The 23,452-nt window shown below is 72.2% G+C and carries 22 protein-coding genes and 1 pseudogene; 11 read left to right on the top strand and 12 right to left on the bottom strand.

The genetic code is table 11. The annotated features are described in order from the left end of the window. Nucleotides 1–266: 266 nt before the first annotated feature. Nucleotides 267–1,403 carry a PQQ-dependent sugar dehydrogenase gene (locus tag IE274_RS09545; protein ID WP_190115175.1) on the top strand — a complete coding sequence of 379 codons (1,137 nt, stop codon included), beginning with the start codon at nt 267–269 and terminating at the stop codon, nt 1,401–1,403. Nucleotides 1,404–1,495: 92 nt separating this feature from the next. Then, a complete protein-coding gene (locus IE274_RS09540; protein ID WP_190115174.1) occupies nt 1,496–2,482 on the top strand; it encodes an SMP-30/gluconolactonase/LRE family protein in 987 nt (328 codons plus the stop codon). A gap of 63 nt (nt 2,483–2,545) precedes the next feature. On the opposite strand, the gene IE274_RS09535 is transcribed toward IE274_RS09540, so the two are convergent. Next, nucleotides 2,546–3,190, bottom strand: coding sequence for a MerR family transcriptional regulator (locus IE274_RS09535; RefSeq protein ID WP_198897869.1), 645 nt, complete (start codon nt 3,188–3,190; stop codon nt 2,546–2,548). Between the two features lie 94 nt (nt 3,191–3,284). Between IE274_RS09535 and IE274_RS09530 the strand changes: the two genes are divergently transcribed. The 3 genes from IE274_RS09530 to IE274_RS09520 all read left to right on the top strand — a co-directional run bounded on the left by IE274_RS09530 (nt 3,285) and on the right by IE274_RS09520 (nt 5,601). Continuing rightward, the gene (locus IE274_RS09530) at nt 3,285–4,583 is read left to right on the top strand and encodes a flavin-containing monooxygenase (RefSeq protein WP_190115172.1); all 1,299 of its coding nucleotides are present in this window, start codon (nt 3,285–3,287) and stop codon (nt 4,581–4,583) included. A gap of 115 nt (nt 4,584–4,698) precedes the next feature. Beyond that, nucleotides 4,699–5,070 (top strand): DUF488 domain-containing protein, encoded by a 372-nt coding sequence (locus tag IE274_RS09525; RefSeq protein ID WP_190115171.1) that lies wholly within the window; start codon nt 4,699–4,701, stop codon nt 5,068–5,070. 99 nt (nt 5,071–5,169) lie between these two features. Further along, nucleotides 5,170–5,601: a nuclear transport factor 2 family protein gene (locus tag IE274_RS09520; RefSeq protein WP_190115170.1), complete on the top strand. Its 432-nt coding sequence runs from the start codon at nt 5,170–5,172 to the stop codon at nt 5,599–5,601. A gap of 64 nt (nt 5,602–5,665) precedes the next feature. On the opposite strand, the pseudogene IE274_RS09515 reads toward IE274_RS09520, so the two are convergent. The 4 genes and pseudogenes from IE274_RS09515 to sigJ all read right to left on the bottom strand — a co-directional run. Next, nucleotides 5,666–6,598, bottom strand: a pseudogene (locus IE274_RS09515) (aminoacyl--tRNA ligase-related protein); the annotation flags it as partial. Further along, the gene (locus tag IE274_RS09510; protein ID WP_229909436.1) at nt 6,592–7,233 is read right to left on the bottom strand and encodes a cytochrome P450; all 642 of its coding nucleotides are present in this window, start codon (nt 7,231–7,233) and stop codon (nt 6,592–6,594) included. The gene IE274_RS09510 and the pseudogene IE274_RS09515, both read right to left, overlap by 7 nt. A 281-nt stretch (nt 7,234–7,514) precedes the next feature. Then, a complete protein-coding gene (locus IE274_RS09505) occupies nt 7,515–8,705 on the bottom strand; it encodes an NAD(P)/FAD-dependent oxidoreductase (protein ID WP_190115168.1) in 1,191 nt (396 codons plus the stop codon). 81 nt (nt 8,706–8,786) lie between these two features. After that, a complete protein-coding gene (sigJ, locus tag IE274_RS09500; RefSeq protein ID WP_190115167.1) occupies nt 8,787–9,734 on the bottom strand; it encodes an RNA polymerase sigma factor SigJ in 948 nt (315 codons plus the stop codon). Nucleotides 9,735–9,854: 120 nt separating this feature from the next. On the opposite strand from sigJ, the gene IE274_RS09495 reads away from it, so the two are divergent. Further along, entirely contained in the window at nt 9,855–10,214 is a 360-nt protein-coding gene (locus IE274_RS09495) for a DUF6204 family protein (protein WP_190115166.1), read from the top strand. Nucleotides 10,215–10,266: 52 nt separating this feature from the next. Here IE274_RS09495 and IE274_RS09490 read toward each other — a convergent pair whose 3' ends face one another. After that, nucleotides 10,267–10,608 carry a hypothetical protein gene (locus tag IE274_RS09490; RefSeq protein WP_190115165.1) on the bottom strand — a complete coding sequence of 114 codons (342 nt, stop codon included), beginning with the start codon at nt 10,606–10,608 and terminating at the stop codon, nt 10,267–10,269. Between the two features lie 203 nt (nt 10,609–10,811). Further along, nucleotides 10,812–12,095, bottom strand: coding sequence for a TolB family protein (locus IE274_RS09485; RefSeq protein WP_190115164.1), 1,284 nt, complete (start codon nt 12,093–12,095; stop codon nt 10,812–10,814). Nucleotides 12,096–12,388: 293 nt separating this feature from the next. Between IE274_RS09485 and IE274_RS09480 the strand changes: the two genes are divergently transcribed. The 5 genes from IE274_RS09480 to IE274_RS09460 all read left to right on the top strand — a co-directional run bounded on the left by IE274_RS09480 (nt 12,389) and on the right by IE274_RS09460 (nt 16,357). Further along, nucleotides 12,389–12,964 (top strand): RNA polymerase sigma factor, encoded by a 576-nt coding sequence (locus IE274_RS09480; RefSeq protein ID WP_190115163.1) that lies wholly within the window; start codon nt 12,389–12,391, stop codon nt 12,962–12,964. Further along, nucleotides 12,961–13,683 carry a hypothetical protein gene (locus IE274_RS09475; RefSeq protein WP_190115162.1) on the top strand — a complete coding sequence of 241 codons (723 nt, stop codon included), beginning with the start codon at nt 12,961–12,963 and terminating at the stop codon, nt 13,681–13,683. Before IE274_RS09480 ends, IE274_RS09475 begins: the two co-directional genes overlap by 4 nt. 53 nt (nt 13,684–13,736) lie before the next feature. Beyond that, complete coding sequence (locus tag IE274_RS09470) at nt 13,737–13,988, top strand: hypothetical protein (protein ID WP_190115161.1); 252 nt, start codon at nt 13,737–13,739, stop codon at nt 13,986–13,988. A 162-nt stretch (nt 13,989–14,150) separates the two neighbouring features. After that, entirely contained in the window at nt 14,151–14,978 is an 828-nt protein-coding gene (locus tag IE274_RS09465; RefSeq protein ID WP_190115160.1) for a pentapeptide repeat-containing protein, read from the top strand. Nucleotides 14,979–15,124: 146 nt separating this feature from the next. Further along, entirely contained in the window at nt 15,125–16,357 is a 1,233-nt protein-coding gene (locus IE274_RS09460) for a cytochrome P450 (protein ID WP_190115159.1), read from the top strand. Nucleotides 16,358–16,449: 92 nt separating this feature from the next. Here IE274_RS09460 and fabD read toward each other — a convergent pair whose 3' ends face one another. Genes fabD through IE274_RS09435 form a run of 5 tightly spaced genes read right to left on the bottom strand, consistent with a single transcriptional unit; the run spans nt 16,450 to nt 23,434 of the window. Continuing rightward, nucleotides 16,450–18,387, bottom strand: coding sequence for an ACP S-malonyltransferase (gene fabD, locus IE274_RS09455; protein WP_190115158.1), 1,938 nt, complete (start codon nt 18,385–18,387; stop codon nt 16,450–16,452). An 8-nt stretch (nt 18,388–18,395) separates the two neighbouring features. Further along, the gene (locus IE274_RS09450; RefSeq protein ID WP_190115157.1) at nt 18,396–20,681 is read right to left on the bottom strand and encodes an enoyl-CoA hydratase/isomerase; all 2,286 of its coding nucleotides are present in this window, start codon (nt 20,679–20,681) and stop codon (nt 18,396–18,398) included. Continuing rightward, nucleotides 20,669–21,934 carry a hydroxymethylglutaryl-CoA synthase family protein gene (locus IE274_RS09445; RefSeq protein WP_190115156.1) on the bottom strand — a complete coding sequence of 422 codons (1,266 nt, stop codon included), beginning with the start codon at nt 21,932–21,934 and terminating at the stop codon, nt 20,669–20,671. Before IE274_RS09445 ends, IE274_RS09450 begins: the two co-directional genes overlap by 13 nt. Nucleotides 21,935–21,954: 20 nt before the next feature. Further along, nucleotides 21,955–23,178 carry a beta-ketoacyl synthase N-terminal-like domain-containing protein gene (locus tag IE274_RS09440; protein WP_190115155.1) on the bottom strand — a complete coding sequence of 408 codons (1,224 nt, stop codon included), beginning with the start codon at nt 23,176–23,178 and terminating at the stop codon, nt 21,955–21,957. Nucleotide 23,179: 1 nt separating this feature from the next. After that, nucleotides 23,180–23,434, bottom strand: a complete 255-nt coding sequence (locus IE274_RS09435) for an acyl carrier protein (RefSeq protein WP_190115154.1) — start codon at nt 23,432–23,434, stop codon at nt 23,180–23,182. Nucleotides 23,435–23,452: the final 18 nt, after the last annotated feature.

Raw genomic sequence — 23,452 nt, 5'->3', positions numbered from 1 at the left:
GCGGCCCGAGGACGGACGGGCGCCAGGGAACGGGCGGCGGCGGGCGCGCGGTGCGGAGGCCGCGGCGGACGGCGGAGCGGGCATAGATGAATGCCGAATAGATGAACTCTTGGTCTATACCACGCACCGCAGTCTCAGTATCCTCATCCGTGGCCAGTAGCACACCATCCCCCACCCAGGTTGCGTGCTGGCACGGGCGACGCCCCCTACCTCTGCCCCCAGCAGCTGGGTGACCTCCCCCATTCGCCGCCTCCAGGAGGATCACGGTGAGAGTTCGCACCAGAAGCTCGGCCATCATCGGCACCCTCAGCCTCGTCGCTTCCCTCGCCCTGACCACGGCGTACGCCGACGAGTCCGCCGCCCCGCGGCAGCAAGCGAAGGTCGCGCTCACGAAGGTGACCACCGCCAAGAATCCGACCGCCGGCACCGCGGGTCCCGGCGGCACGGTCTGGATCGCCGAACGCGCCGGCACCGTCCGGGTCCTGAACGCCCAGGGACTCGGCAACCCCGTCCTCGACATCACCAAGGAGACCACCACCGACGGTGAACGCGGCCTGCTGGGCATCGCGTTCGACAAGGAGTTCACGCACTTCTACATCTCGTTCACCAACCTCCAGGGCACCAGCACCATCGACGAGTTCGCCGTCCGGAAGGGCAAGATCCAGCCGAACACCCGGCGCACCGTCCTCACCCAGACGCAGCCGTACTCGAACCACAACGGCGGCGACATCACGTTCGGCCCCGACGGCTACCTCTACATCGCGTTCGGCGACGGCGGTTCCGGCGGCGACCCGCACGGCAACGGGCAGAAGCTCGACACGCTGCTCGGCAAGCTGCTGCGGATCGACCCGAAGGGCGGCAAGCCGTACGCGGTCCCGCGGGACAACCCGTTCGTGAAGGACCCGAAGGCGAAGGACGAGATCTGGTCGTACGGGCTGCGCAACCCGTGGAAGTTCTCCTTCGACGCGGGCACCGGCGACCTGCTGATCGGTGACGTCGGCCAGAGCGCCTGGGAGGAGATCGACTGGGCCCCGGCGAAGAGCGGGGGCGGCGAGAACTACGGCTGGTCCCAGATGGAGGGCACCCATCCCTTCCGGGGCGGCACGGAGCCCGCGAACCACGTACCGCCCGTCTTCGAGTACGACCGCAACGGCCTCGGCTGCTCGGTGACCGGCGGATACGTCTACCGGGGCAAGGCGATCCCCGACCTCAAGGGCCAGTACGTGTACAGCGACTACTGCGACGGCACCCTCCGCGCCCTGAAGATCGAGAACGGCAAGGTGACCGGCACCAGCGACCTCGGGGTCAACGCCGGTGAGGTCGTCGCGTTCGCGCAGGGCGGCAACCGCGAGCTGTACGTCTTCGACATCGGCGGCAGCGTCTACCGCGTCGACCGGGCGTAACACCCGGACGTGCGGCGCGGCCTGCCGCCGGTCCCGGACCGGCGGCAGGCCGCGCCCTTCGCGACGGCCGGACCGGGGTAGGGATGTACGCCATGGCAGACCATGACACTTCCCGTGCCTCCGCCTCCCGCCGCACGATGCTCGGTGCCGGTGCCGCCCTGGGGGCGCTGACCGCCCTCGGGCCGCTCGCCACGGCGGCCCGCGCCGAGCCCGCGGGCGCCTCCTGGCCCACGGACTTCTCCCTCCCGAACGGCTTCCAGCCCGAGGGCATCGCCATCGGCCCGGGGCCGACCGCCTGGTTCGGCTCCCGCAACAGCGGCGCCCTGTACCGCGCGAGCCTCGCCACCGGCCGCGGCGAGACCTTCGCGACCGACATGGATCCGATGAGCCTCGGCCTCAGGACCGACGGGCGCGGGCGCCTGTTCATCGCGGGCGGCTTCACCCGGCAACTGCGCGTCTTCGACACCCGCACCGACCGCGTCCTCGCCACGTACGAGGTCGGCAAGCCGAGCACCGTCGTGAACGACGTCGTCCTCACGCCCCGGGCGGCCTGGTTCACCGACTCCACCCAGCAGCAGTTGTACGGCCTGCCGTTCGGCCCCCACGGCGAGCTGCCCCCGGCCCGGGACATCGTGACGCTGCCCCTGGTGGGCGAGTGGGTCCAGGCGCCCGCCGACGGCTTCACCACCAACGGCCTGGAGCGGACGCCGGACGGCCGCGGGCTGCTCGTCATCAACGTCCACGCCCACGGCGGGAGCCTCTACCGCGTCGACCCGCGCACCGGCGACACCCGCCGCGTCGACCTCGGCGGCAGCAAGCTCCCCGACGGCGACGGCGCCCTCCTCCTCGGCCGGGCGCTCTACGTCGTCCAGCAGGTCCAGAACGCCGTGGACGTGTTCCACCTGGACGCCACAGGCCTGCGCGGCACCGCCATCGCCCGGATCACCGACCCCCGCTTCCGCATCCCCACCACCGTCGCCCCGTTCGGCAACCGCCTCTACCTGCCCAACTCCCGCTTCACGGAGGAGACCACGCCCTCGACGCCGTACAACGCAGTGGCGGTGCGCCAAGTCCACTAGGCGCCCCAGCTCCGCCAGGCCGGCCGAGCGCGTCAGGTGCGCCAAGTCCACCGGACGCGCCAGTCAGGCCCGGCCGCTTCGGCGTATGCGATAGGCGCGCTGCCGACACGCACGCGAACAGTACGTCCGGGGCCGCCCCCGCGACCCCCGTGTCAGCGGCCCCCCGCAACCGAGACAGCCCCCCGGGCTTTCGTCACCCGGGGGCCGCTCCACGCTCGCCTTTCCGTCACGGTCCGCCGCCCCCTCCCTCCGCTGCCCGCCGCCCCGGGCAGCGCGCGCGGCGCTCACGAGGTCGGCCACGGCGATGCGCCCCCGTGGCGTGCGCGCTCTCAACTCGGCCTCCAGGACAGGGCACTCGGCCATGTCGTCGTCCGTGCAGCTCAGCAGATGGCACAGGTAGTCCCGGGCCGCCTCCAACTCCCCGATGCGCTCCTCCAGCTGAGTGATCTGCGCGCCGACCGTGCCCTGCCAGGCGCTGTGCGGGGACGTGCCCGAGGTGACGATGGCCGCCTGGTCCAGCGGCATCGTCCCCACCACGCAACACAGGTAGGCGACGCCGATCCGGCGGAGGTCGGGGTCGCCGTAGCGCCGTTTGACCCCGTAGCGGGCGGGCGTGTTGAGCACGCCCTGCTGCTCCCACCACCGCACCGTGGACGGGGCGAGGCCGTACAGCGCCGCCGCTTCGCCGATGGAGACCGCACCGCGCATCACAACTCCCTTTGACATCAAGCCGACTTCACGAGGCAAGGTTCCAGTAAGGCAAGCCTAAGTAGTCGCGGCGTCGCGGCAGAAGGGTGTGGTCATGGGAGCAGTCGAGTACGCGGAGACCGTCGTCATCGGCGCCGGGCAGCAGGGGTGCGGGGTGGCCGCGTCCCTGCAGGAGCTCGGCCGGGAGGCGGTCGTCCTGGAGCGGGCGGAGATCGGCCAGGCCTGGGCGCACGAACGGTGGGACAGTCTGCTCGTGGGCAGCGGGAACCGCTCGGTCCGGTTCCCCGGCTGGGACTACGACGGCGACGACGTCGACGGATTCATGTCGGGACGCGAGTTGGCGTACCACCTGCGCCGCTACGCGAAGGAGCGCGAGCTGCACGTGCGGGAGCACACGTCCGTGCGGGAGGTCGAGTGCCCGCCGGACGCCGACGACAGCGACGAGGTGCGGTTCCGGACCCATCTGTCCGAGGGCGGTGTCATCGAGTCCCGCAACCTCGCGGCGGCGGTGGGCGGTTATGCGGCGCCCCGCGTGCCCGCGCTGGCGTCCGACGTCGACCCGGCCGTGGATCAGCTGCACTCGCGCTCCTACCGCAACCCCGAGGCCCTGGTGGACGGGGCTGTCCTTGTCGTGGGCGCGGGGATCAGCGGTCAGCAGATCGCCGACGAGCTCGTGGACGCCGGGCGCGCGGTCTTCCTGTCGGTCGGACGCCACCGCGCGTGGCCGCGCCGCTATCGCGGCCGGGGCCTCCATGAGTGGATGTTCGCCCTCTCCCTGTACGAGGACTTCGTCACCGTCGGCGGCCACGGCACGCCCGTGCTGCCGGGGCTGCCGGTGACCGCCGTGCGGGACAAGAGCGGCGACCTCCACCTCGGCACCCTGGCGGCGAAGGGCGTCGTCCTCGTCGGTTCCGCCCGCGCGGCGGACGGCCGCACCCTCCTCCTCGCGGACAATGTCCTCGCTGTCGCGGAGGAGTCCGCGCGCGCGTTCCGGCAGGCGATGGACACCATCGACACCCGCATCCGCCAGCGCGGCTTCGTGGCTCCGGAACAGCGGCCCGCACCGGGCATCGACATGTCTCCGCTGTCCGACTTCGGCACGCGCCTCGACCTGGCGCAGCACAACATCACGACGATCATCTGGTGCACCGGTTTCGGCCCGGACTACCGCATCCTGCCGGACCGGGTGCTCGACGAGCACGGCGCGCCCCTCCAGCAGCAGGGCATTCTCGGCTCGCTCCCCGGCCTCTACTACGCCGGTCTCCCGGACGGGAACTCACTCGCCCCGGTGGCCATCTCGGCCAGTGTCGAGAACGGCCGGTTCATCGCCCGCCAGATACACACCGACCACATCATGCGAACCGACTCGTCGGCATCGGTCATCACACCATGACGCGAGGGCGCCCATGACTAGGCGGCCCTCCCCGGAACCCGTCCCGGGGAGGGCCGCCACCCGTTCGCACCACCGCCGGGCACCCCTGCCGACGCACCGGACGGAAAATACCGACATGACGACAAGGCGCCCCCTCGACATCCAGGTCAAACGCATCTACGACCCCGCCGCGCCCGACGACGGCTCCCGCGTCCTCATCGACCGGCTGTGGCCCCGCGGCGTGTCCAAGGACCGGGCCGGGCTGGACGCGTGGGACAAGGAGCTGGCGCCCTCGAACGAACTGCGGCGCTGGTACGGCCACGACCCCGACCAGTACGACGAGTTCGCCGAGCGCTACCGGCAGGAGCTCGCCGACCCGGAGCGCGCCGCGGAACTCGACCGGCTCCGCGCACTCGCCCGCGCGGGCCGACTCACCCTCCTGACCGCCACCAAGGATCTCCCGCACGGGCACGTGCGGGTGCTGACGGACGTCCTGACCTCGGGGTGACGGCCGACGGGACAGAGGGTGTCGCCCTGAACGGTGGGCGCGGCGGAATCGTCCCTGTGATGATGGTGCTCCCCGTGTCCGATTTCCAGGGAGACCGCCGTGTCCCGAACGCCGCAGCAGATCTTCGAGAGTTACGTCCACGCCGGGCCCCTGACCCAGAACGCCGACGCCCTCGCCGAGAACTTCACCCCGGACGGCGTCATCGAGCTGCCGCTCATGCCCGGCGACGCCGCCCTCCCCAAGAGGATGGTGGGGCGCGAGGAGATCCGCGGCGCGATGGCGGCGTACTACGAGCGTCAGACGAAGGACCAGCGCGCGCCGAACCTGGAGAAGTCCGGATTCGTGCTGCACGTCACCGCCGATCCCGATGTGTTCATCGCCGAGATCGACACGGTCTTCGACGGCGGGGGAAGCGAGGACGGGAACGGGGACGGGGAGGACGTCACCGTCTCCCTCGTGCAGATCTTTCGTGTCCGTGACGGGAAGATCGCGCGACTGCGTGACTACTTCGCACCCGAGGTGATCAGCTGATGCGCTGAGGGTCCGCCGACCCGGGTCGGCGGACCCTCAGCCACGGCCGCCACCACCGTGGCCGCTACGAACTGACCTCGTCCTCCCACACGTTGGCGCTGTGGGCCCCGACGAGCGCGCCGATGCGGGCGAGGACGTCGGCCGCGGGGCGTGGGTCTAGGCGGCGGCCGTCCCGCAGGCGCAGGGCGACGTGGTCGTCGGCGGCTTCCTTGGCGCCGATGACCGCTTGGTACGGGACCAGGCGGGCCTCTCGGATCCGGGCGCCCAGGCTGCCCCGTTCGGGCCCGGCGACCTCGGCGCGCAGGCCGAGGTCGGCGCAACGCCCGGCGAGCGCTTCGGCGTTGGGCCGCTCGCTGTCGGAGATCGGCAGGACGACCAGCTGAGTGGGGGCGAGCCAGGCCGGGAAGGCACCGCCGTGCTGCTCGATGAGGTGGGCGGCGGCCCGCTCCACACTGCCGACGATGCTGCGGTGGACCATGACCGGGCGGTGCTTGGCGCCGTCCGCGCCGATGTAGTGCAGGTCGAACTGCTCGGGCTGGTGGAAGTCGACCTGGACGGTGGACAGGGTGGACTCGCGGCCCGCGCTGTCGGCGACCTGGACGTCGATCTTGGGCCCGTAGAACGCGGCCTCGCCCGCCACGGCCTCGTAGGGCAGCCCGGAGCGGTCCAGGACCTCGGTCAGCAGGGCGGTGGCCCGCTGCCACAACTCGGGCGCGGCCACGTACTTCCCGCCGGCGTCTGGCAGGGACAGCCGGTGGCGGACCGGGGTGATGCCCAGCGCCCGGTACGCGCTGCGGATCATCTCCAGAGCGCCGTACGCCTCCTCCGCTACCTGGTCGAGGGTGCAGAAGATGTGCGCGTCGTTGAGCTGGATGGCCCGCACGCGGGTCAACCCGCCCAGGACGCCCGAGAGTTCGGAGCGGTACATGCCGCCGAGCTCGGCCATGCGCAGGGGCAGCTCCCGGTAGCTGTGGGAGCGGGAGCGGTAGATCACCGCGAGTCCCCCTCCCCCACCGACTCCCTCACTGGCTCCCCCGCCGACTCCCCCACCGAGGAATCCCGCAGCACGCGGTCCACGATCTCGTTGAGGTTCCGCAAGGCCCGCTGGTGCCGGAGGTTCGCGGGCAGGGGGAGACGCAACAGCGCCGGGGGCATGAACATCTGCCGGAAGAAGCCGCTGAACGCGATGTCGAAGGAGTGCTGAATGCCCTGGACGACATCGTCGGTGACGCGCGTCGAGAAGAGCGTGCGCGTCACGGTCCGCAGGGCGAGGGCGTAGAGCACGGGATACGCGTCGATGACCTCGGCATCGCCCCAGGAGTCGGTCAGCGACTTCACTTCCTGCTCCATGGTCACCGCATGGCCCGCCAACTGCGACGCATGGAAGGCGGGTTGGAGCATCCGTCGTTGCCGGCGGTGGTCCTGGTGCGCGCAGGTGGCCACGCCGTTCCCGGCCAGGGCGCGCGCCCTGTCGTAGTACTTGCCGCCCTTGTCGAAGGTGCGGTCGTCGGTCAGGGTCCGCCGCAACAACTCGGGGTGGCACGGTACGTACACGCGCGTCGGGCCGAGCCTGATCTCCACCAGGTCGCCGTGTTCCGGGAGCGAGGTCAGGAACTCGATGGGGCGTCGCATCAGGGGCCAGATGTGCCCGAGGCCGGGGAGTGCCCCGGGAGCCGCACCGGTCGTGAAGGGCGAACTGGACATGGTTCCCTCCTGCCGACGGACAGGCACCTCACTCAACTCACCCCGTGCGACCGCGACAAGGCGCCCCGCGGGGCGCACCGGTCACCGTCGGCGCGGGGCGGCCCCATTGGCAGGGCCGGAACACGCGGCGTACAGAATCGCTTCCTTCGCACTTCCGTACGCCGCGCGAGCCCGGCGCTGGACCGGCGCGTCCGGCTGCCGCGACCGCGTCACGCGGTGACGGGCCGGGGCTCCGCCGCGGCGGTCGCCGCGATGCGGTGGCGGCGGGTCGGCATCATCATCGTCGGGTGCGAGACGCTCCAGGCCGCGCCCGAGCAGATGAGTTCCTTGATGCGGGCGCCGGCCCGGCCCGTGAACACCGAGGACGTCATCTGGTCGTCGGTGGTGACGCGCTGGAGGATGCCGTCGCGGCGGCCGAGGCTGATGCACTGGGCGTTGTAGCCGATCGTGGTCTCGGGGACCTTGCGGCCGGTGAGGCGCGCGGCGAGGGCATCGGCGGCCTGCCAGGCCATCGGGGTGGCCGTGGCGCAGGACATCCGCAGGTGCTTGCCGCCCGCCCCTTCGGCGAGCGCGGCGTCCCCGACGGCGTACACGTCGGGGTGCGAGACCGAGCGCATGGTGCCGTCGACGACGATCCGCCCGGTGTCGGACACCGCCAGGGTGGTGGCGGCCGCGATCGGGTGGACGGTGAAGCCCGCGGTCCACACGGTCACGTGGGCCGGGATCTCCCCGGCCGCGTCGGTGACGACCCTGTTCGCCTCGACCCGGGTGATGTCGGCCCGCTCGTGGACCGTGATGCCGAGCCGGTCGAGTACGACACGGAGGTGGCCCTGGGCCTTGTCGCTGAGCCAGTCGCCGACGCCGCCGCGGGCGGCGATGGCGACCTTGAGGTCGGGGCGGGCCTCGGCGATCTCGGTGGCCGCCTCGATGCCGGTCAGGCCGCCGCCCGCGACCAGTACGGTCCCACCCGGCTCCAACTCGCCGAGGCGGTCCCGCAGTCGCAGCGCGTCCTGCTTCCCGGCGACGGTGTGGGCGTACGCGGCGACGCCGGGGACACCGTGGTCGGCGGCGGTGCTGCCGAGCGCGTACACGAGGGTGTCGTAGCCGAGGGTCTCGGCGCCGTGCTCGCCGGTGAGGGCGACGCTCTTGCGGTCGGCGTCGACCGCGGTGACCCATGCCTGCCGGACCCGCACCCCGGTGCCCGCGTAGAGGTCGCGCAGGGGGCGGCTCGGCAGGTCCTGCCCGGTCGCGAGCTGGTGCAGGCGCACCCGCTCGACGAACTCGGTGTCCGCGTTGACGAGGGTGATCTCGACGTCGTCGCGGTGCAGTCGCTTGGCGAGGCGGCCGGCGGTGATGGCTCCGGCGTATCCGGCTCCGAGGACGACGATGCGGTGCTTCATGACTGGCTCCCTATCCGGTTGGACTCACCCCCTGAACCGGACAGCCGCGCGATCCCTGACAGGAATCCGTTGTGACGTGGGTCACCACAGTTTCATGAGGGGGTGGTGCGGGCCGTCGGCCGCCCACTGGCGCGTGACGCGTGCGAGCTTGTCGGGGTTGACCTGGATGTGCAGCGCCTCGACGCCGTCGGGGGTCGGCGCGAGGCAGATGACACCGAGGATCTCCGCGCCGACCACGATCAGCGCGGCGGGACCGCCGTTGACGACGGCGGCGTGCAGGGCGGCGCCGCCGTCGCCGACACGGGCCCGCTTGGCCTCGTTCGGCCGGAACAGGCCACGCAGGTACCGGGCGATGGCGAGCGCGCCGAGGACGGGGGTCCTGCGGGCCTGGACCTTGGCTCCGCCGTCGGCCACGCTGACCGCGTCGTCCGTGAGCAGCCGGATCAGCGGCTCGGTGTCGCCGCTGAGGGCCGCGGCGAGGAAGCTCTCGACGGCCTTCCCCGCGGCGGCCGCGTCGACCTCGACGCGGGCCCGGTCGGTGCTGAGGTGCTGCTTGGCGCGGCGGTAGATCTGCTGGCAGTTCGACTCGGTGAGGTCGAGGATCTCCGCGATCTCGCGGTGCCCGTACCCGAACGCCTCACGCAGTACGTAGACGACGCGCTCGTTGGGCGAGAGCCGCTCCATGAGGGTGAGCATCGCGATCGAGACGGACTCGCGCTGCTCGACGGTGTCGGCGGGGCCGAGCATCCGGTCCCCGGCCAGGACCGGCTCCGGGAGCCACTGCCCGACGTAGGTCTCGCGCCTGGCCCGCGCCGAGGTGAGCTGGTTGAGGCAGATGTTGGTGAGCACCTTGGTCAGCCACGCCTCGGGTATCTCGATCCGCTCCCGGTCGGCCGCGTGCCACCGCAGGTACACCTCCTGCACCGCGTCCTCGGCGTCACCGGCCGACCCCAGGAGTCGGTAGGCGATCGCCTCCAGGCGGCCCCGGGCGTGCTCGAACAGATCGGTCTCGTACGTAAGCAGCGACATCAGGCCATGATCGACTATGTCTACGCGCCACGTCCACCGTCCGCCCCGCCTGGGCGGCCCGTCGCCGGTGCTGCCGAAATGCGGTGGAGACCCGGCGATCCCCGTGCCTAGGGTCGGGGCATGAGCACTCGCACCTTCCGCGTCATGGTCCGCGGCGTCTTCGACGGCCTGAGCGCCGACCAGCGGGCCGAACTCCTGGCCCGTGCCGCGGAGCACGACATCCTGAGCGCGTCCTTCACCCCCGAGGGGCACCTCAGCTACGACCTGGCGGCCCGCCCCGCCTTCACCTTCCGCTTCCTCGACTCCGGCGAGGCCGAGGAGGACATCCTCACCGCGACCGAACACGCCGAGGAGACGGCGAGGGCCTGGCTGACCGAGCGCGGCTACGGCTACAAGAACCTGCGGGCCCAGGCCGAGGACCTCTCCCAGGCACCCCTGGGCAAGCGGCAGCGCCGGGAGGCGGCCCGCAAGAACGGCTGATCCGCCGCGCCGGGACGGTGCCCGCGGACACGCACGTCGGCCGCTCGGGAACCTACTGCGTCGGCACCCCGGTGTCCCAGAGGAGTTCCGCCACCAGGAAGCGGCACGTCCACCGGCGGCTGCTGCGGACGCCCTCCGTGATCATCATGAAGCCGTCGACGGTCCGGTAGAACTGCGTCCGCCGCCGGTTCCAGGGGTGCTCGGGCACGTAGTGGCGCGCCCTGTCCGCCAGCATGGCCAGGGCCTGTTCGCGGGTCCCGACGCACTCGCCCAGCAACTCGGTGCCCCAGAAGCCGCCTCCGGTCGCGGTCTCGTGCCGTTCGACGATCAGATGCCACGTCGCCGTGGGCGCGTGCGGGCCGCCCATGGGCCGCTGCGGTATCGGCTGGGGCATGGTCACGGTCTCGTCTCTCCCGTCGTGTCGCGGCGCGGGCGGGCGGTTCCGTCCGCCCGCGCCGCGACCTCGCCGATCCCTCTGTCGAGCATCGCCGGGAGAGATCACACACCGACCGCCGTCCCGTCACGGGCCTGCCACAGGAACGGTTCACCTCCCCGCGCCTCCCGCGCCCGCCAAGACCTCTCACACCCCTGCTGCCCCTAGCGCTTCTTGCGTACGAACACGAACACGTCCTCGGCGCCGTTCGTGTCGCCCGCCACGAAGTTCGCGCTGTCGAACCCGGAAAAGACGACGGTCCGCGCGGCGCCGTCCGTCCGCGCGTCGATGGCGTTGCCGGGCCGTCCGTCCTTGTCCGGGGAGACCAGGACGTTGGAGCCGGTGCGCAGGTCGCGGACGTACTCGGCGTCGTCGACGGTCAGGACCGGCCAGGTGTCGAGGAGCAGCTTCGACCCGTCGGCGGACACCCCGTCCACGGACAGCACGCCTTCGGGCCCGGGCAGCACCGCGTCGATCCGCTGGACGGTTCCGGTGCGCAGGTCGCACACGAACGGGTTGTGGCTGTTGTTCGGGTCGCGGCCCGGGACCAGGTTGGAGGCGCTGGAGTCGAAGGCGAGGGTGTCGCCGTCGGCGCTGAACAGCGGGTTGGTGGCGGCGCCGTCGGCGGGGCTGCCGTCGTGGGTGGTGTCGACCTGGGTCTCGCCGCCGGTGTCGCGGTCGTAGACGTAGAGGTCGGACCAGTCGCCGCGCGGCGGGGTGCCGTGCACGTACTGGTAGGCGACGCGCTGTCCGTCGGCGCTCAGGGCCGGGGCGCGGAAGCCGCGGAAGGTGTCGTCGGGACCGGCGGGGAGGGTGACGCGTTCGGTGCGCCCGGCGCGCAGGTCGCGCAGATAGACCGCGAGGGCACCCGGAAAGGCCGGGTCGCCGTGGACGGCGAACGCCACGGTGCGGCCGTCGGCGGAGAGGGCGGGTGCGTGGCCGTCGGAGTGCTCCATCGAGAGGTCCACGTCGGCGCGTTCGGCAGTGCCCTTCCAGAGATCCCGCACCATCACGGCGGAGCCCTCGGCGCCGGTCGCCGTGTAGGCGAGGTACCGGCCGTTCGCGCTGAGCGTCGGCGAGGTGATCTCCCCGTAGGGGTCGAGGACCCGTCGGGTGTTGCCGCCGCGCAGGTCCCGTACGAACAGGTCGGAGCGGTCGTTGGTGTCGCCGGTGACGAGGTTGGTGGCCCGCGAAGTGAACGCCACGACATGGCCGTTGGCGCTGATGACCGGCCGGTCCGAGTGGCCGTCCGCCGGGCCGCCGTCGGCGGCGACGCTGAGCAGTCGGGTGGTCCCGGGGGCCACGGCGGGCCCTCGGGGCGTCGGTGCGGAGGCACCGTCGGGTGCTGCGGCGGCCGTGGGCAGGGCCCCGGCCGAGAGTAAGAGCGCCAGCGCGCCCGCGCTCACCGCGCGTACGACACGTCTCTTGTGCAGGCCGGCTCCGGCCATGTGTTCCCCCCACGAGGCGCGGCCCCGGCCCGGTGCCAGGGCCCTCGGTGATGCAAGCGCACACCGGGCGGACGGTCAATCGGTTGGACGCGTACAACCGGGACGGGGTGGCGGACGTCCGCGACGACTCCCCCTCCTCGGCCCGTCGGCGGCGCGCGCCGAATTCCCGACGGCCGGGCAGTCGCCTTTTCCGTGCCGCCGTCGGCTCTATAGACATGAGCGAAGCCGCACAACACGCTCGGGACGGTACGGTCCACGAGCTTGGGTGGACCCGGACGAGGGGTGGGCGCCCTGTGATACGCCGTGCCCTTCCGCACCGGCCCGAACTGGACGCCCTGTTCACCGAGACGTACAAGAAGTATCGGCCCGGAGTGCGTTCCGTGATCTACACGGTGGCCGGACCCGGAACCGATGTCGACGCCGTCGCCCACGACACGTTTCTGCGCTACCTCCAGATCCTGCGCGAGGACGGGCCCGTCGAGTCCCCCTGGCCGCTGCTCCGCAGGATCGCGTCCGGCAAGGCCGTCGACGCCGTCCGCGTCGCCCGGCGGAGCCCCTGGGCGCCCGCGGGCGAACTCCCCGAGGACAACGGGGAGTGGACATCGGTGAGCCGAACCCTGGGCCCGGACCGGGCACTTGAGATCGCCGAAGTGCTCCGGGAGATCAACTCCCTCAACGCCGAACTGCGCTGGGCGCTGCTCCTGCGTGAATACCTGGGGTTGTCCCGTACGGAGACCGCGGACGCCCTCGGCATCGCCCCTGCCTCGGTCTCCGCTTCCGTACGGCGCGCGAAGAAGAAGCTCCGCGAGCGCGCCGCCGAGGCCGAACTGCCCAGCCCGCCCCACCGGATGGAGGGAGGATCACAGTGAATTCCCACGACCGTGAACGTCGAGCCGACAGCGTCGACGCGTTGCACACCGCCCTGGTCCGGCACTACGAGGATCACCCCGGCGACATCGACAGCGAACTGCGGGCGCTGTACGCCGCGGAGTCGGCCGCGGCGGATCCGCCCGAGCCGGACACCGCGCCGGAAGCGGTGGTCCTCCTCCATCCCACCGGCCAGTCCCCCGCGCCGACCCGCGCGCAGGTCCGGCCCGCGCGCCGCGCATGGCTCGCGGGCCTGGGGATGGCGGCCGCGATGGCGTGCGTCACCGTCGGCTGGCAGGCCCGTGACCTGCACAGTCCGTCCCCGGCCGGATCCGCGGCGCCGGGCGCCGTGCAGCCCCTTTCGAGCCCTCTCAAGGCACGCTGGATCGCCCAACTGGCCTCCGTGGCACACCAAGAGGGCGAGAAGCACGCCCGCCGGGCCCTGGCGGCGATACGGGAGTCCGTCCCGTACGCGCAACTCCTCGACAGCAGCGACTTCGCCTCGCTCAACCCCGGCTACTGGGTCATCTACGAGCCCGGCCCCTACCGGGACGGAACCCGGGCGCTGCGGTTCTGCGAGTCCGTCGGCCGCACCCAGGCCGACGACTGCGTGGGCCGCTACCTCTCGCACGACCGGCGCGACCGGGACCTGGTGTGCCTGCCGCAGTGGCCCCGCGAGCCGGTGGGCGGCTGCACCAGGGAGAGGGAGCAGGGCAGGTAGCCGCCCGGCACGCCCAAGGGCACGCGGAAACCCGGAACCCCCAAGGAGAAGACATGCCCGACGAGAAGATCGTTCTAGGCAAGCTGGTCCACGACAAGCACGGCGCAATGTTCCTGGTGCACGCCGACGGCACCTGCCGGGAGGTGACGGACGTACCGGCGCAGGCGCGGCAGCAGGCCGACGACACCGGGCCGAGCACCGGCACGACCTTCCGGGGGCACGCCTCCCACGGTGCCCGCCGCCTCGTGTCCATGGCCACCGTCGTCGCACTCGCCGTGATCACCGGTGGCGACTTCCCCCTCTGAGACCCGCTGGGGGCGGTCGCCACAGCACTCTCGGGCCATCCTCGCGCACTCTGCGTAGTCGGCACACGACCTCCCTCCCGGCCCGCGTACCCGGGAGGTCCCCGGCCGAGGGACAATGGAGGCGTACGCCCGCCGCACGCCAGAGCATCAGGAGTCACCGCCTTGTCCGAGCGCATCTCGCACGCCGCCAAGACCGAACTGCAGGCCGACTGCGGCAACTGCTTCGGGCTGTGCTGTGTGGCGCTGCCGTTCTCGCGTTCGTCGGACTTCCCGGTGAACAAGGCGGCCGGGACGCCGTGCGGCAACCTCCAGGACGACTTCCGCTGCGGCATCCACGAGCGGCTGCGCGACAAGGGCTACAACGGCTGTACGGTCTTCGACTGCTTCGGCGCCGGTCAGAAGGTCTCCCAGGTGACGTTCAAGGGCGTGAGCTGGCGGGAGGAACCCGACACGGCCCGCACGATGTACGAGGTCTTCCCCGTCGTGCGGCAGCTGCAGGAGCTCCTGAAGTACACCGCCCAGGCCCTGGACCTGGCCGCCGCCCGCCCCGTGCACAAGGAGCTGCGCCGGGCGTACTCCCGGATCGACGCGCTGACCCGGGACACCCCCGAGACGCTCCTCGGCGTGGACGTGGACGCGCTGCGCGGAGAGGTGAACCCGCTGCTGCTGCGGGCCAGCGAGCTGACCCGGGCGGCCGTCCCCGGCCGCAAGAAGGACCACCGGGGCGCCAACCTCATGGGCAAGCGCCTGCGCGGCGCGAAGCTGCGCGGCGCCAGCCTGCGCGGCGCCCTCCTCATCGCCGCCGACCTGTCGGACGCCGACCTGCGCGAAGCCGACCTGATCGGCGCGGACATGCGGGACACCAACCTGTGCGGGGCCGACCTGACGGGCGCCCTGTTCCTCACCCAGCCGCAGCTGAACGCCGCGCGCGGCGACGCCCGGACGAAGGTGTCGAGCCCCCTGGAGCACCCCGCGCACTGGGCGGCGTAGTCACCCCCGCCCCCCGCCGGGTACCCTCCTGCTCTCCTCGTGGTCACACACCGCCGGTTCACCTGGCCGCACTAGCGTGACCTGCGAACTCTCATCGAATCCGGGCGGGAGATCCCTCCTGCCGGGGCAACAACAAGGAGCACCAGATGACCGGGGGCGTTCCTCCTCAGGAGCACATACCGCTGTTCAACCCCTTCGCCGAAGGGTTCACCGACAATCCGTACCCGCAGTACGCGATGCTCCGTGAGACCGCGCCGGTCTATCCGCACCCCATGGGGTTCTGGGTGGTCACCCGCTACGCGGACGTGTTCGCGCTGCTGCGTTCCGGCGCCTCGGTCGAGCTGCGCAACGTCACCGCGGGCGCGATGGTGAACCTGCGGCAGAAAGACGAGTCCCGCAGGACCCCGCTCATCGACGGCTTCTCGATGATCGACCGGGACGCCCCCGACCACACCCGGCTGCGCCGCCTGGTGCAGAAGGCGTTCACGCCCAAGTCCATCCAGGCGCTCGCGCCCCGCATCGGCGAGCTCGTCGACGGCATGCTCGACCGGATCGCCGCCTCCGGCCGCGCGGACCTGGTGCCCGAGCTGGCCTCGCCGCTGCCGTTCGCGGTGATCGCCGAGATGCTGGGCGCCCCGCCCACCGACCACGAGCGGATCCGTGAGCTGAGCGCCACGATGGTCCGCTCCCTGGAGCCGGTCGCCGACCCCGCCGTCATGCAGGCCATCGAGGCCGCGGACGAGGAGCTGGCGGGCATCACCGCCGAGATGATCGCGTGGAAGCGGAAGAACCCCGCCGACGACCTGATGACGGCCCTGATCGAGGCCGAGGAGGACGGCGACAAGCTCAGCGACGACGAGCTGATCGCCCAGATCACGCTGCTCTACATCGCGGGCCACGAGACGACCGTGAACCTGCTCGCCAACGGCACGCTGGCCCTGCTGCGCCACCCCGACCAGCTGGCCGCGCTCCGCGCGGACGCCGCACTGCTCCCCAACGCCGTCGACGAGCTGCTGCGCTACGACAGCCCGCTGCAGTCCAGCCGCCGCATCACCGTCGAGCCGACGGTGCTCAGCGGCGTCGAGATCCCCGCGGGCTCGTTCGTGATCGGCGGCCTCGCCTCGGCGAACCGTGACGAGGCGCACTGGGGCCCGGACGCGGACAAGCTGCGCCTGGACCGGGAGGGGGCACGCGGACACCTGGCGTTCGGCTCCGGCTCGCACCACTGCCTCGGCGCGGCCCTCGCGCGCCTGGAGGCCACCATCACGTTCGAGCGGATGTTGCCGCGGTTCCCGAAGCTGGCCCTGGACGGCGAGGTGTCCTGGAACGGCCGGATCAACGTCCGCGGCGTGGCGTCGCTGCCGGTGGCGGTCGGCTGATACGGCCGCTGGTCCGAAGAGGCATCGGGGGCCCACCGCTGTGCGGTGGGCGCCCTCGCCGTCAGGCCCCCTCGCCGTCAGGCCCCACGGCCTCACACCAGGGCGGGTACTCCCCCGGCGACCTCGCGCAGTCCCTCGCGCAGCCTCCCCATCGACGCCGCGTTGTTGCCGAACTGGTTGATCGCGAAGGTGCCGCGGTGGTCCGGGCCGTAGCCGTGCTTGAGGAAGTTCACGAAGGAGCCGCTGGCGCTGAGGTCGACGAAGTAGTGCCGTGCCGGGTCGCGGAAGGCGGTGGCCATGAGTTCGTCGAAGCGCACCCGGCCCCGGATCACGTCCCAGGCGTAGTCGTCCCAGCGGTTCAGGGTCTCCCCGTCGAGCTCGCCCGCGTACGCGCACGAGTACACCGGCACCCGGGGCGCGCTCACCCGGACCGCGCGGCCGAGGCTGCGGCACTCGTGGCGGATGTCGTCGACGAGGGCGGAGTGGAAGCCGTAGCGCACCGGGAGGCGGACGGCGACCACTCCTTCCCTGTCGAGCGCGGCGCGGGCCTCGGTGATCCGGTCCGCGTCGCCGCTGACGACGAAGTTGCCGCGGGCGTCGGCGCCGAAGTTGACGCCCGCCAGGGCGAGTCCGGCGAACAGGTCGCGGCGCCGCTGGTGCAGGGCGGGCGGGGCGAGGACGCTGAGCATGCCGCCGGTGCGGCAGCGCAGCTTCAGCAGGTGCGCCTGCTTCATCACCAGGTCGAGGCCGTCCTCGAAGGACATCACCCCGGCGACGGTGGCCGCGACGTACTCGCCCAGGCTGTGCCCGAGGACCGCGTCCGGCTCGAAGCCCTCCGCGCGCAGGGCCTCGGTGAGGCCCCAGCCGATGCTGTAGAGCGCGGCGTGCGTGTGCAGGATGTCGTCGAAGTCCTGGCCGCGGCGCGAGCTGTCATGCATCGCGGCGACGAGTGATGTGCCCTGGGCCGCCTCGTACAGGGCGCTGCCGCGGTCCATGGCGTCCCGGAAGGCCGGATGGGTGTCGTACAGCTCCTGGCCCATCCGGTAGTACTGGGTGCCCTGGCCGCCGTACATGAAGACGAGCTCGGGGCGCCGCGAGGTCCGGCTCGGGGCGGGGCTGGGCGCGGGCCGCCGGGGTGGGGCGGGCGCCTCGACGCGCGGGGGCTCCTCGATCCGCAGGGGTTCCTCGCGGATCTTGCCGGTGAGCTTGGTGAGGACGTCGCCGGGGCCGATCTCGCGGAAGTCGTCGTGGCCGCGCGCCAGCAGCCAGGACAGGGACTCGTACCACTTGACGGGGCTCGATATCTGCCGGGCGAGCAGGTCGGCGTGGCCGGTCGCCGGGTAGGGCCGGGCCGTGCAGTTGGCGATCACGGGGATGCGCGGCGCACGGAAGTCGACCCCCGCCAGGTGCCGGGCGAACTCCTCCTGCACGTCGGTCATGCACCGGGAGTGGAAGGCGGCGCTCACATTGAGGGGGATGAAGGAGCCACCGGCCGCCGTGTACGCGGCGCGGACGTCGGGCGCGTGGATCTCGTCGTAGACGCCGGAGAGGATGCACTGGCGGCGGGAGTTGATGTTGGCGATGTCGATGTTGTGGTGCGGCAGGCCCGCGAGGATCTCCGCGACCCGCTCCTGGTCGAGGTTGACGACCGCGGCCATCGCGCCCTTGGGGGCCCGGCTCATCAACTCGCCGCGCCTGCGCACTAGGTCGAGGCCGGTGGTGAAGTCGAAGGCGCCCGCGGCGAAGAGGGCGCTGTACTCGCCCAGGCTGTGCCCGGCGACGACGGCGGGCGGTGCCTCGCCGGAGTCGATGTGGTCGAGGTACTGCAGGGCGCTGACCGCGTACAGGGCGGGCTGGGTGTACTCGGTGCGGTTGAGGACCCGGTCGGGGTCGTCGAGGCACAACTCGCGCAGGGAGTAGCCGAGGAGCCGGTCGGCCCGTGCGACCAGGTCGGGGTACTTCCCGAACAGCTCCTTGCCCATGCCCTTGCGCTGGGAGCCCTGCCCGGGGAAGACGTACACGGATGTCATGTGATCACTCAGCCGTTGTCGGGAGCGGTGGCTCCGGTGGTCAGGGCGCCGAAGGCGGCGAGGCGCTCCGCGAGCAGGGCCGCGGTCCCGTGCAGCAGCCGCTCGGCGATGACGTCGACCCCGCGGTTGCGCCACGGCTCCAGGTCGGTGCCCCGCACCCAGGAGTTGAAGGCGCCGAGGGCGGGGCCGCAGTGGATCTGGTAGTCGACCCGCTGGTCGGGGGCGCCGTGCAGGGCGAGCCGGGTGGAGTGAACGAAGTACCAGCGGAAGACGTGGGCCATCTTCTGCTTGGGGCTCCGCTCGACCTCGGCGAGCCGGGCGGGGTGGCGGCGCGCGAGGTGGTCGCGGGTCTCCCGCCACACCTCGTCGAGGGACCGCTTGAAGTACTTGCCCTCCAGGGTGGCCCGGGTCCGCGGGTCGAGGTCGTCGAGGGAGTCGTGCCGCAGATAGAGGTCGTACAGCTTCTGGGCGCGGGCCGGGAAGAAGGTGCCCTTCCTGACGGCCTGCACCCGGGCGCCGACCTCGAACATGTCGCCCGCGGGCGCGTATTCGGTGTCGTGCACGCCGAGGCCCTGCAGGACGTCCTTGACGGCCTCGCTGGTCCCGGCCTCGATCGTGCACTGGTTGATGGAGCCGGTGACGAGGAAGTCGGCGCCCAGGGTCAGGGCCGCGAGGGCCGCCTCGGGGGTGCCGATGCCGCCCGCCGCGCCGACGCGCACGGCGGCCTCGCCGGGGTAGCGCTCCTCGCGCGTGACGCGGTCGCGCAGGGCGCGCATGGCGGGCATCAGGACGTAGGCGTTGCCGCCGTCGGTGTGTCCCGCCGAGTCCGCCTCGACGCACAGGTCCTGGGCCAGCGGCAGCCGGGCGCCGAGTTCGGCCTGTTCGGGGGTGATGAGTCCGTCGTCGAGGAGGCGGCGGACCAGCGGGGCGGGCGCCGGGCGCAGGAAGGGCTCGGCGACCTCGGTGCGCGACACCTTGGCGATGATGTGGTGGTCCTGGCGGAGCCGCCCGTCGGCGTCGGTGCCGAGGCCCGCGAGGCGGTAGTGGACCAGGGGCAGCGTGGGCCGGAGGTAGGCCGACGCCTCCACCGAGCGGACGCCGTGGCGCAGGAACAGCTCGACGGTGCGGGCCTCCTGGTCGGGGTCCTCCGGGTTGCTGAGCAGGTTCATGCCGTAGGCGCGGCCGGGGTCCAGGCCCTTCTTGATGCGGGTGATCGCGTCGTCGACGGCGTCCAGGGCGAGGCCGCCGGTGCCGAAGAAGCCGAGCATGCCCGCGTTGCCGAGCGCGGTGACCAGGTCGACGGAGGCGATGCCCTTGTACATCGCCCCGGCGGCGTAGGCGTAGTCGACGCCGTGGGCCTCGCGGAAGCGGGGGTTGCCGAGGGCGCGGGGCGAGAGGGCGGGCGGCGGGGCGGGGCGCTGGCCTTGAGGTGGCACGGTCACGGTGTTCTCGATCGGTGAGGGCTCGGGGCGGGGCGCGGGCGGTGTCGCCGGGGCCGGGTCGGTGTCCGCCGTCCGGCTCTCCCAGGGGAAGACGCCGTCCTCGGCGTAGCGCCGGATCGCGCGGACGTTGTCGGGGTCGGCGAACACCTCGCGGTTGGTGGCGAGGGCGACGTCCTTGGTGTGCTCGGCCAGCGGGGACAGGGCGCGCAGATACGTCTTGTAGCGGGCGACGCCCTTCTTCGACAGGCGCCCGAGGCGTTGCAGATGGCGGCGCAGCAGCGCCTCGCTGTCGGGGCCGAGCGCGTCGACGAGCCCCCACGCGTGGGCCTGCCGGGCGTCGACGGTCCGGGTGGTCGCGGCGAGGTAGTGGGCGTGCTGGAAGCCGGTCCTGCGGATCAGGTACGGCAGGACGACGGCCGGGATCAGGCCGAAGAGGAGCTCGGAGAGGCTGAAGGTGGCGCTCTCGTCGGCGATCACGATGTCGCACGCGGCGACGAGGCCGACGCCGCCCGCGTTGGCCTTGCCGCGCACGTGCGCGACGGTGAGCACGTCGGCGTACGCCATCCGCCGGAACAGCTCGAACATGGGCTCCGGGTCGAAGGCCGTGTCCTGGCCGGAGCGGGCCGCGTCGCTGATCACGCCGAAGTCGGCGCCGAAGCAGAAGACTTCGGGCAGCCCTTCGAGGACGACCACGGTGGTGTGATCCGCCTGCGCCGCCCGGGCGAACACGTCGTCCAGCTCGTGGACGAGTGTCGCGTTGATGGCGTTGTCGGCCTCGGGCCGGTGGATCCGGGCGAAGAGGACGCTGCCCTGCTCGCGCACGCGCAGGGTGGAGTAGGTCAGTCGATCCATGCGTACTCCCGGTGGAACTCCTTGATCGCGCGCAGCACGAGACGGGGCGACGCGCCCGCGGTGCCCGGTGCGGTCCGGTCGGCGAAGTCCTGGTTGACGACGGTGTCGCGGGTGCCGACGCGGACGAACGCGCTCTCCCGCAGGAGCTGGTCGTACTCGTCGAGGGACAGCCGGTAGCGCGCGTCGAGGTGGTCCTCGACGCCCATGCCCCGCAGCCGGGACGCGCCGTCCGGGGTGACGACGCCGCTGTAGAACTCCGAGCAGCAGCCGGATCCGTAGGAGAAGAGCCCGACGCGCCGCGGGTCCGGGTAGGCGCCGTTGCAGATGGTGCTCGCGAGGGAGAGGAAGACGGTCGCGCCCATGATGTTGCCGACGCGCCCGCAGTAGCCGAGGCCGGGCAGCACGCGGCGCTCGAAGTCCGCGGCGATCTCGGCGCCCTTGGCCTTGGCGACCTTGCGCATCATCGTGCGGTGGGCGCCCTTGACCATGCCGCCGAAGGGGGTGTGGAAGGCGAGGTACTGGAACGTGTCGCGGTAGTCGGCGCCCTCGACCTTGGCCGCGTAGGCGCGATAGGCCTGCTCGCAGCAGTCCAGGTACGACATCAGGGACAGGTCGACGTCACCGGCCTCGCTGTCCGGGGCGGGGCGGCAGGTGTCCATCACCTCGTAGCCGTAGGTGCCGCTGGCGCCGACGTCGAGCTGGAAGACGTGCGGGGTGTCGCTGACGAGCAGGGCCACCGCGCCCGCGCCGCCGCTCGGTTCGGCGTACGCCCAGTCCTGCGCGGCGACGTCGGCGCCGTCCTCCAGGATGTAGCGCGAGATGTCGGTGGCGATGACGAGGGCCTTCGCGCCCGGCGAGGTGTTGGCGAGGATGAAGTTGCAGGCCATCTGGAGGCCCGCGGTGCCCGCGTAGCAGGCCTGCTTCAGCTCGAACATCCGCACGTTGCGGCTCAGGCCCAGCTGGTCGTGGAGGTAGGTGCTCGCCGACTTCGAGAAGTCGAAGCCGGACTCGGTGCAGGTGATGAGGAGTTCGATGCGGCCCTTCTCCTCGTCGCTCATCCGGTCCAGGAGCGGCCGGGCCGCGTTGGCCCCGAAGGTGACCGGGTCCTCGAAGGGCAGCGCGACGGTCTTCTCCTTCATCAGCAGGTTGTTCAGGCGCGCGAGGTCGAGGTCGCGGTGGCGCGCCAACTGCATGACGTCGAGCACGGCCGTGCCGCCGAACACGTTCATCGCTTCGATACCGACGCGGGACATGGGGTTCGCTCTTCTGCTCTCTAGGCGTCGCACGCGCTCAGGCACAGTGCGGTGTTGATGCCGCCGAAGCCCATGCTCAGGCTCAGGCAGTGCTGGATGTCGGCCTCGACGGCGGCGTCGCGCACCCAGTGCGGGGCGTCGTCGATGGGGTCGGTGAGGTTGCGGGTCGGGTGCAGCCGTCCCTGCCGCAACTGCAGCAGGGCCGCGGCCGCCTCGACGGCTCCGGCCGCCGTCAGGCCGTGCCCGGTGATCGACTTCGTGGCGTTGACGGCCGCGTGCGTGAGGCCGCAGGCCTTGAGCGCCGCCACCTCGGTGGTGTCCCCGGCCGGGGACGCGGTGCCGTGCGGGTTGACGTAGTCGATGTCCCGCGCGGTGAGGCCCGCGTGGTCGAGGGCCCCCCGGATCGCCGCGGTCTCGCCGTCCAGGGACGGGTTGGGGTCGCGGTTGCCGTCCAGGCGTACGGACCAGCCGCTGAGCCGCGCGTACGGGGCGGGGGCGTCCGGGCGGGCGCCCGCGCGCTCGACGACCAGGGCCGCGCAGGCCTCGCCGTACACGAAGCCGGACCGCCCCTGGTCGAAGGGGCGGCAGGCCTCGGCGGGCGCGTCGGCGTGGTCCTCTGCCGCCATGGCGCCCATCGCACGCAGGCCGAGCAGCTCCCAGTGCGACAGGTCGGCGAGCGCGCCGAGCGCGACGCACACGTCGACGCGGCCGGAGGCGACGGCCTCGGCCGCCTCGATGACGGCGAGCTGCCCGCTGGCCGAGGCGCCGCCCACGGTGTGCGCGAAGCCGCGGATCCCGAAGGCCGTCGTACACAGCCCGCACAGGTCGCTGTCCAGGTAGGACAGGCCGTAGCTGGGCCGCAGGAAGCGCGGCTTGGCGCGGTGCCGGTCCTGGGCGAGCACGAGTTCGCGCTGCTGGAGGTTGCTGCCGCCGATGACGAGCCCGACGCGGTCGGCGTCGTAGCCGTCCAGGCCGGCCTCGGTCCACGCCTCTTCGAGGGTGGTGAGGGCGACCTGTCCGGTGAGGGAGGCGGTGCGCAGCTCGCGGGCGCCGAGCCGGCTGGTCGGCTTCGGGACCGGCAGTTCGGCGCCCACGAAGCGGGTGCCGAGCTGCCGTCCGGGCCGCTCCATGACGGCGAAGCGGTGCGCCCCGGCGAACAGCGCGTCGGTGAAGGCGGTCTTGCCCTGGCCCACGGCGGTGGTGACGCCGAGGCCGGTGACGACGAGCCCTGCGGGATGCCTCATGTCACCGGGCCTTGGCCGCTGCCGTGTCGCTGAGGTGCTGGGCGAGCTCGCCCAGGTTCTGCGGCCCGTGGGTCTCGACGAGGGGGATGTCGAGGTCCATCTCCTCCAGGACGGTCATGACGATCTCCGCGCGGTCCATGGAGTTGGCGCCGAGCGCGTCCAGGGTGTCGGACTCGCTGAGGTCACGGTCGGCGAGCTCCGGCAGGATCTCCCGGACGGCCTCGGTGATCAGGGTGAACGTCTTGTCCTTGGTCATGTGCGCGCCTTCGCTGGA

Source organism: Streptomyces flavofungini, from assembly GCF_014650815.1.
Taxonomy (GTDB): domain Bacteria; phylum Actinomycetota; class Actinomycetes; order Streptomycetales; family Streptomycetaceae; genus Streptomyces; species Streptomyces flavofungini.
This window is presented reverse-complemented; position numbering and strand designations above follow the sequence as displayed.

Bases quoted from the DNA above. Each gene is read 5' to 3' on its own strand.
- IE274_RS09540 (WP_190115174.1), top strand. From the start codon at position 1,496: ATGGCAGACCATGACACTTCCCGTGCCTCCGCCTCCCGCCGCACGATG.
- IE274_RS09535 (WP_198897869.1), bottom strand. From the start codon at position 3,190: ATGCGCGGTGCGGTCTCCATCGGCGAAGCGGCGGCGCTGTACGGCCTC.
- IE274_RS09530 (WP_190115172.1), top strand. From the start codon at position 3,285: ATGGGAGCAGTCGAGTACGCGGAGACCGTCGTCATCGGCGCCGGGCAG.
- IE274_RS09525 (WP_190115171.1), top strand. From the start codon at position 4,699: ATGACGACAAGGCGCCCCCTCGACATCCAGGTCAAACGCATCTACGAC.
- IE274_RS09510 (WP_229909436.1), bottom strand. From the start codon at position 7,233: ATGCGACGCCCCATCGAGTTCCTGACCTCGCTCCCGGAACACGGCGAC.
- IE274_RS09505 (WP_190115168.1), bottom strand. From the start codon at position 8,705: ATGAAGCACCGCATCGTCGTCCTCGGAGCCGGATACGCCGGAGCCATC.
- sigJ (WP_190115167.1), bottom strand. From the start codon at position 9,734: ATGTCGCTGCTTACGTACGAGACCGATCTGTTCGAGCACGCCCGGGGC.
- IE274_RS09495 (WP_190115166.1), top strand. From the start codon at position 9,855: ATGAGCACTCGCACCTTCCGCGTCATGGTCCGCGGCGTCTTCGACGGC.
- IE274_RS09490 (WP_190115165.1), bottom strand. From the start codon at position 10,608: ATGCCCCAGCCGATACCGCAGCGGCCCATGGGCGGCCCGCACGCGCCC.
- IE274_RS09485 (WP_190115164.1), bottom strand. From the start codon at position 12,095: ATGGCCGGAGCCGGCCTGCACAAGAGACGTGTCGTACGCGCGGTGAGC.
- IE274_RS09470 (WP_190115161.1), top strand. From the start codon at position 13,737: ATGCCCGACGAGAAGATCGTTCTAGGCAAGCTGGTCCACGACAAGCAC.
- IE274_RS09460 (WP_190115159.1), top strand. From the start codon at position 15,125: ATGACCGGGGGCGTTCCTCCTCAGGAGCACATACCGCTGTTCAACCCC.
- fabD (WP_190115158.1), bottom strand. From the start codon at position 18,387: ATGACATCCGTGTACGTCTTCCCCGGGCAGGGCTCCCAGCGCAAGGGC.
- IE274_RS09450 (WP_190115157.1), bottom strand. From the start codon at position 20,681: ATGGATCGACTGACCTACTCCACCCTGCGCGTGCGCGAGCAGGGCAGC.
- IE274_RS09445 (WP_190115156.1), bottom strand. From the start codon at position 21,934: ATGTCCCGCGTCGGTATCGAAGCGATGAACGTGTTCGGCGGCACGGCC.
- IE274_RS09440 (WP_190115155.1), bottom strand. From the start codon at position 23,178: ATGAGGCATCCCGCAGGGCTCGTCGTCACCGGCCTCGGCGTCACCACC.
- IE274_RS09435 (WP_190115154.1), bottom strand. From the start codon at position 23,434: ATGACCAAGGACAAGACGTTCACCCTGATCACCGAGGCCGTCCGGGAG.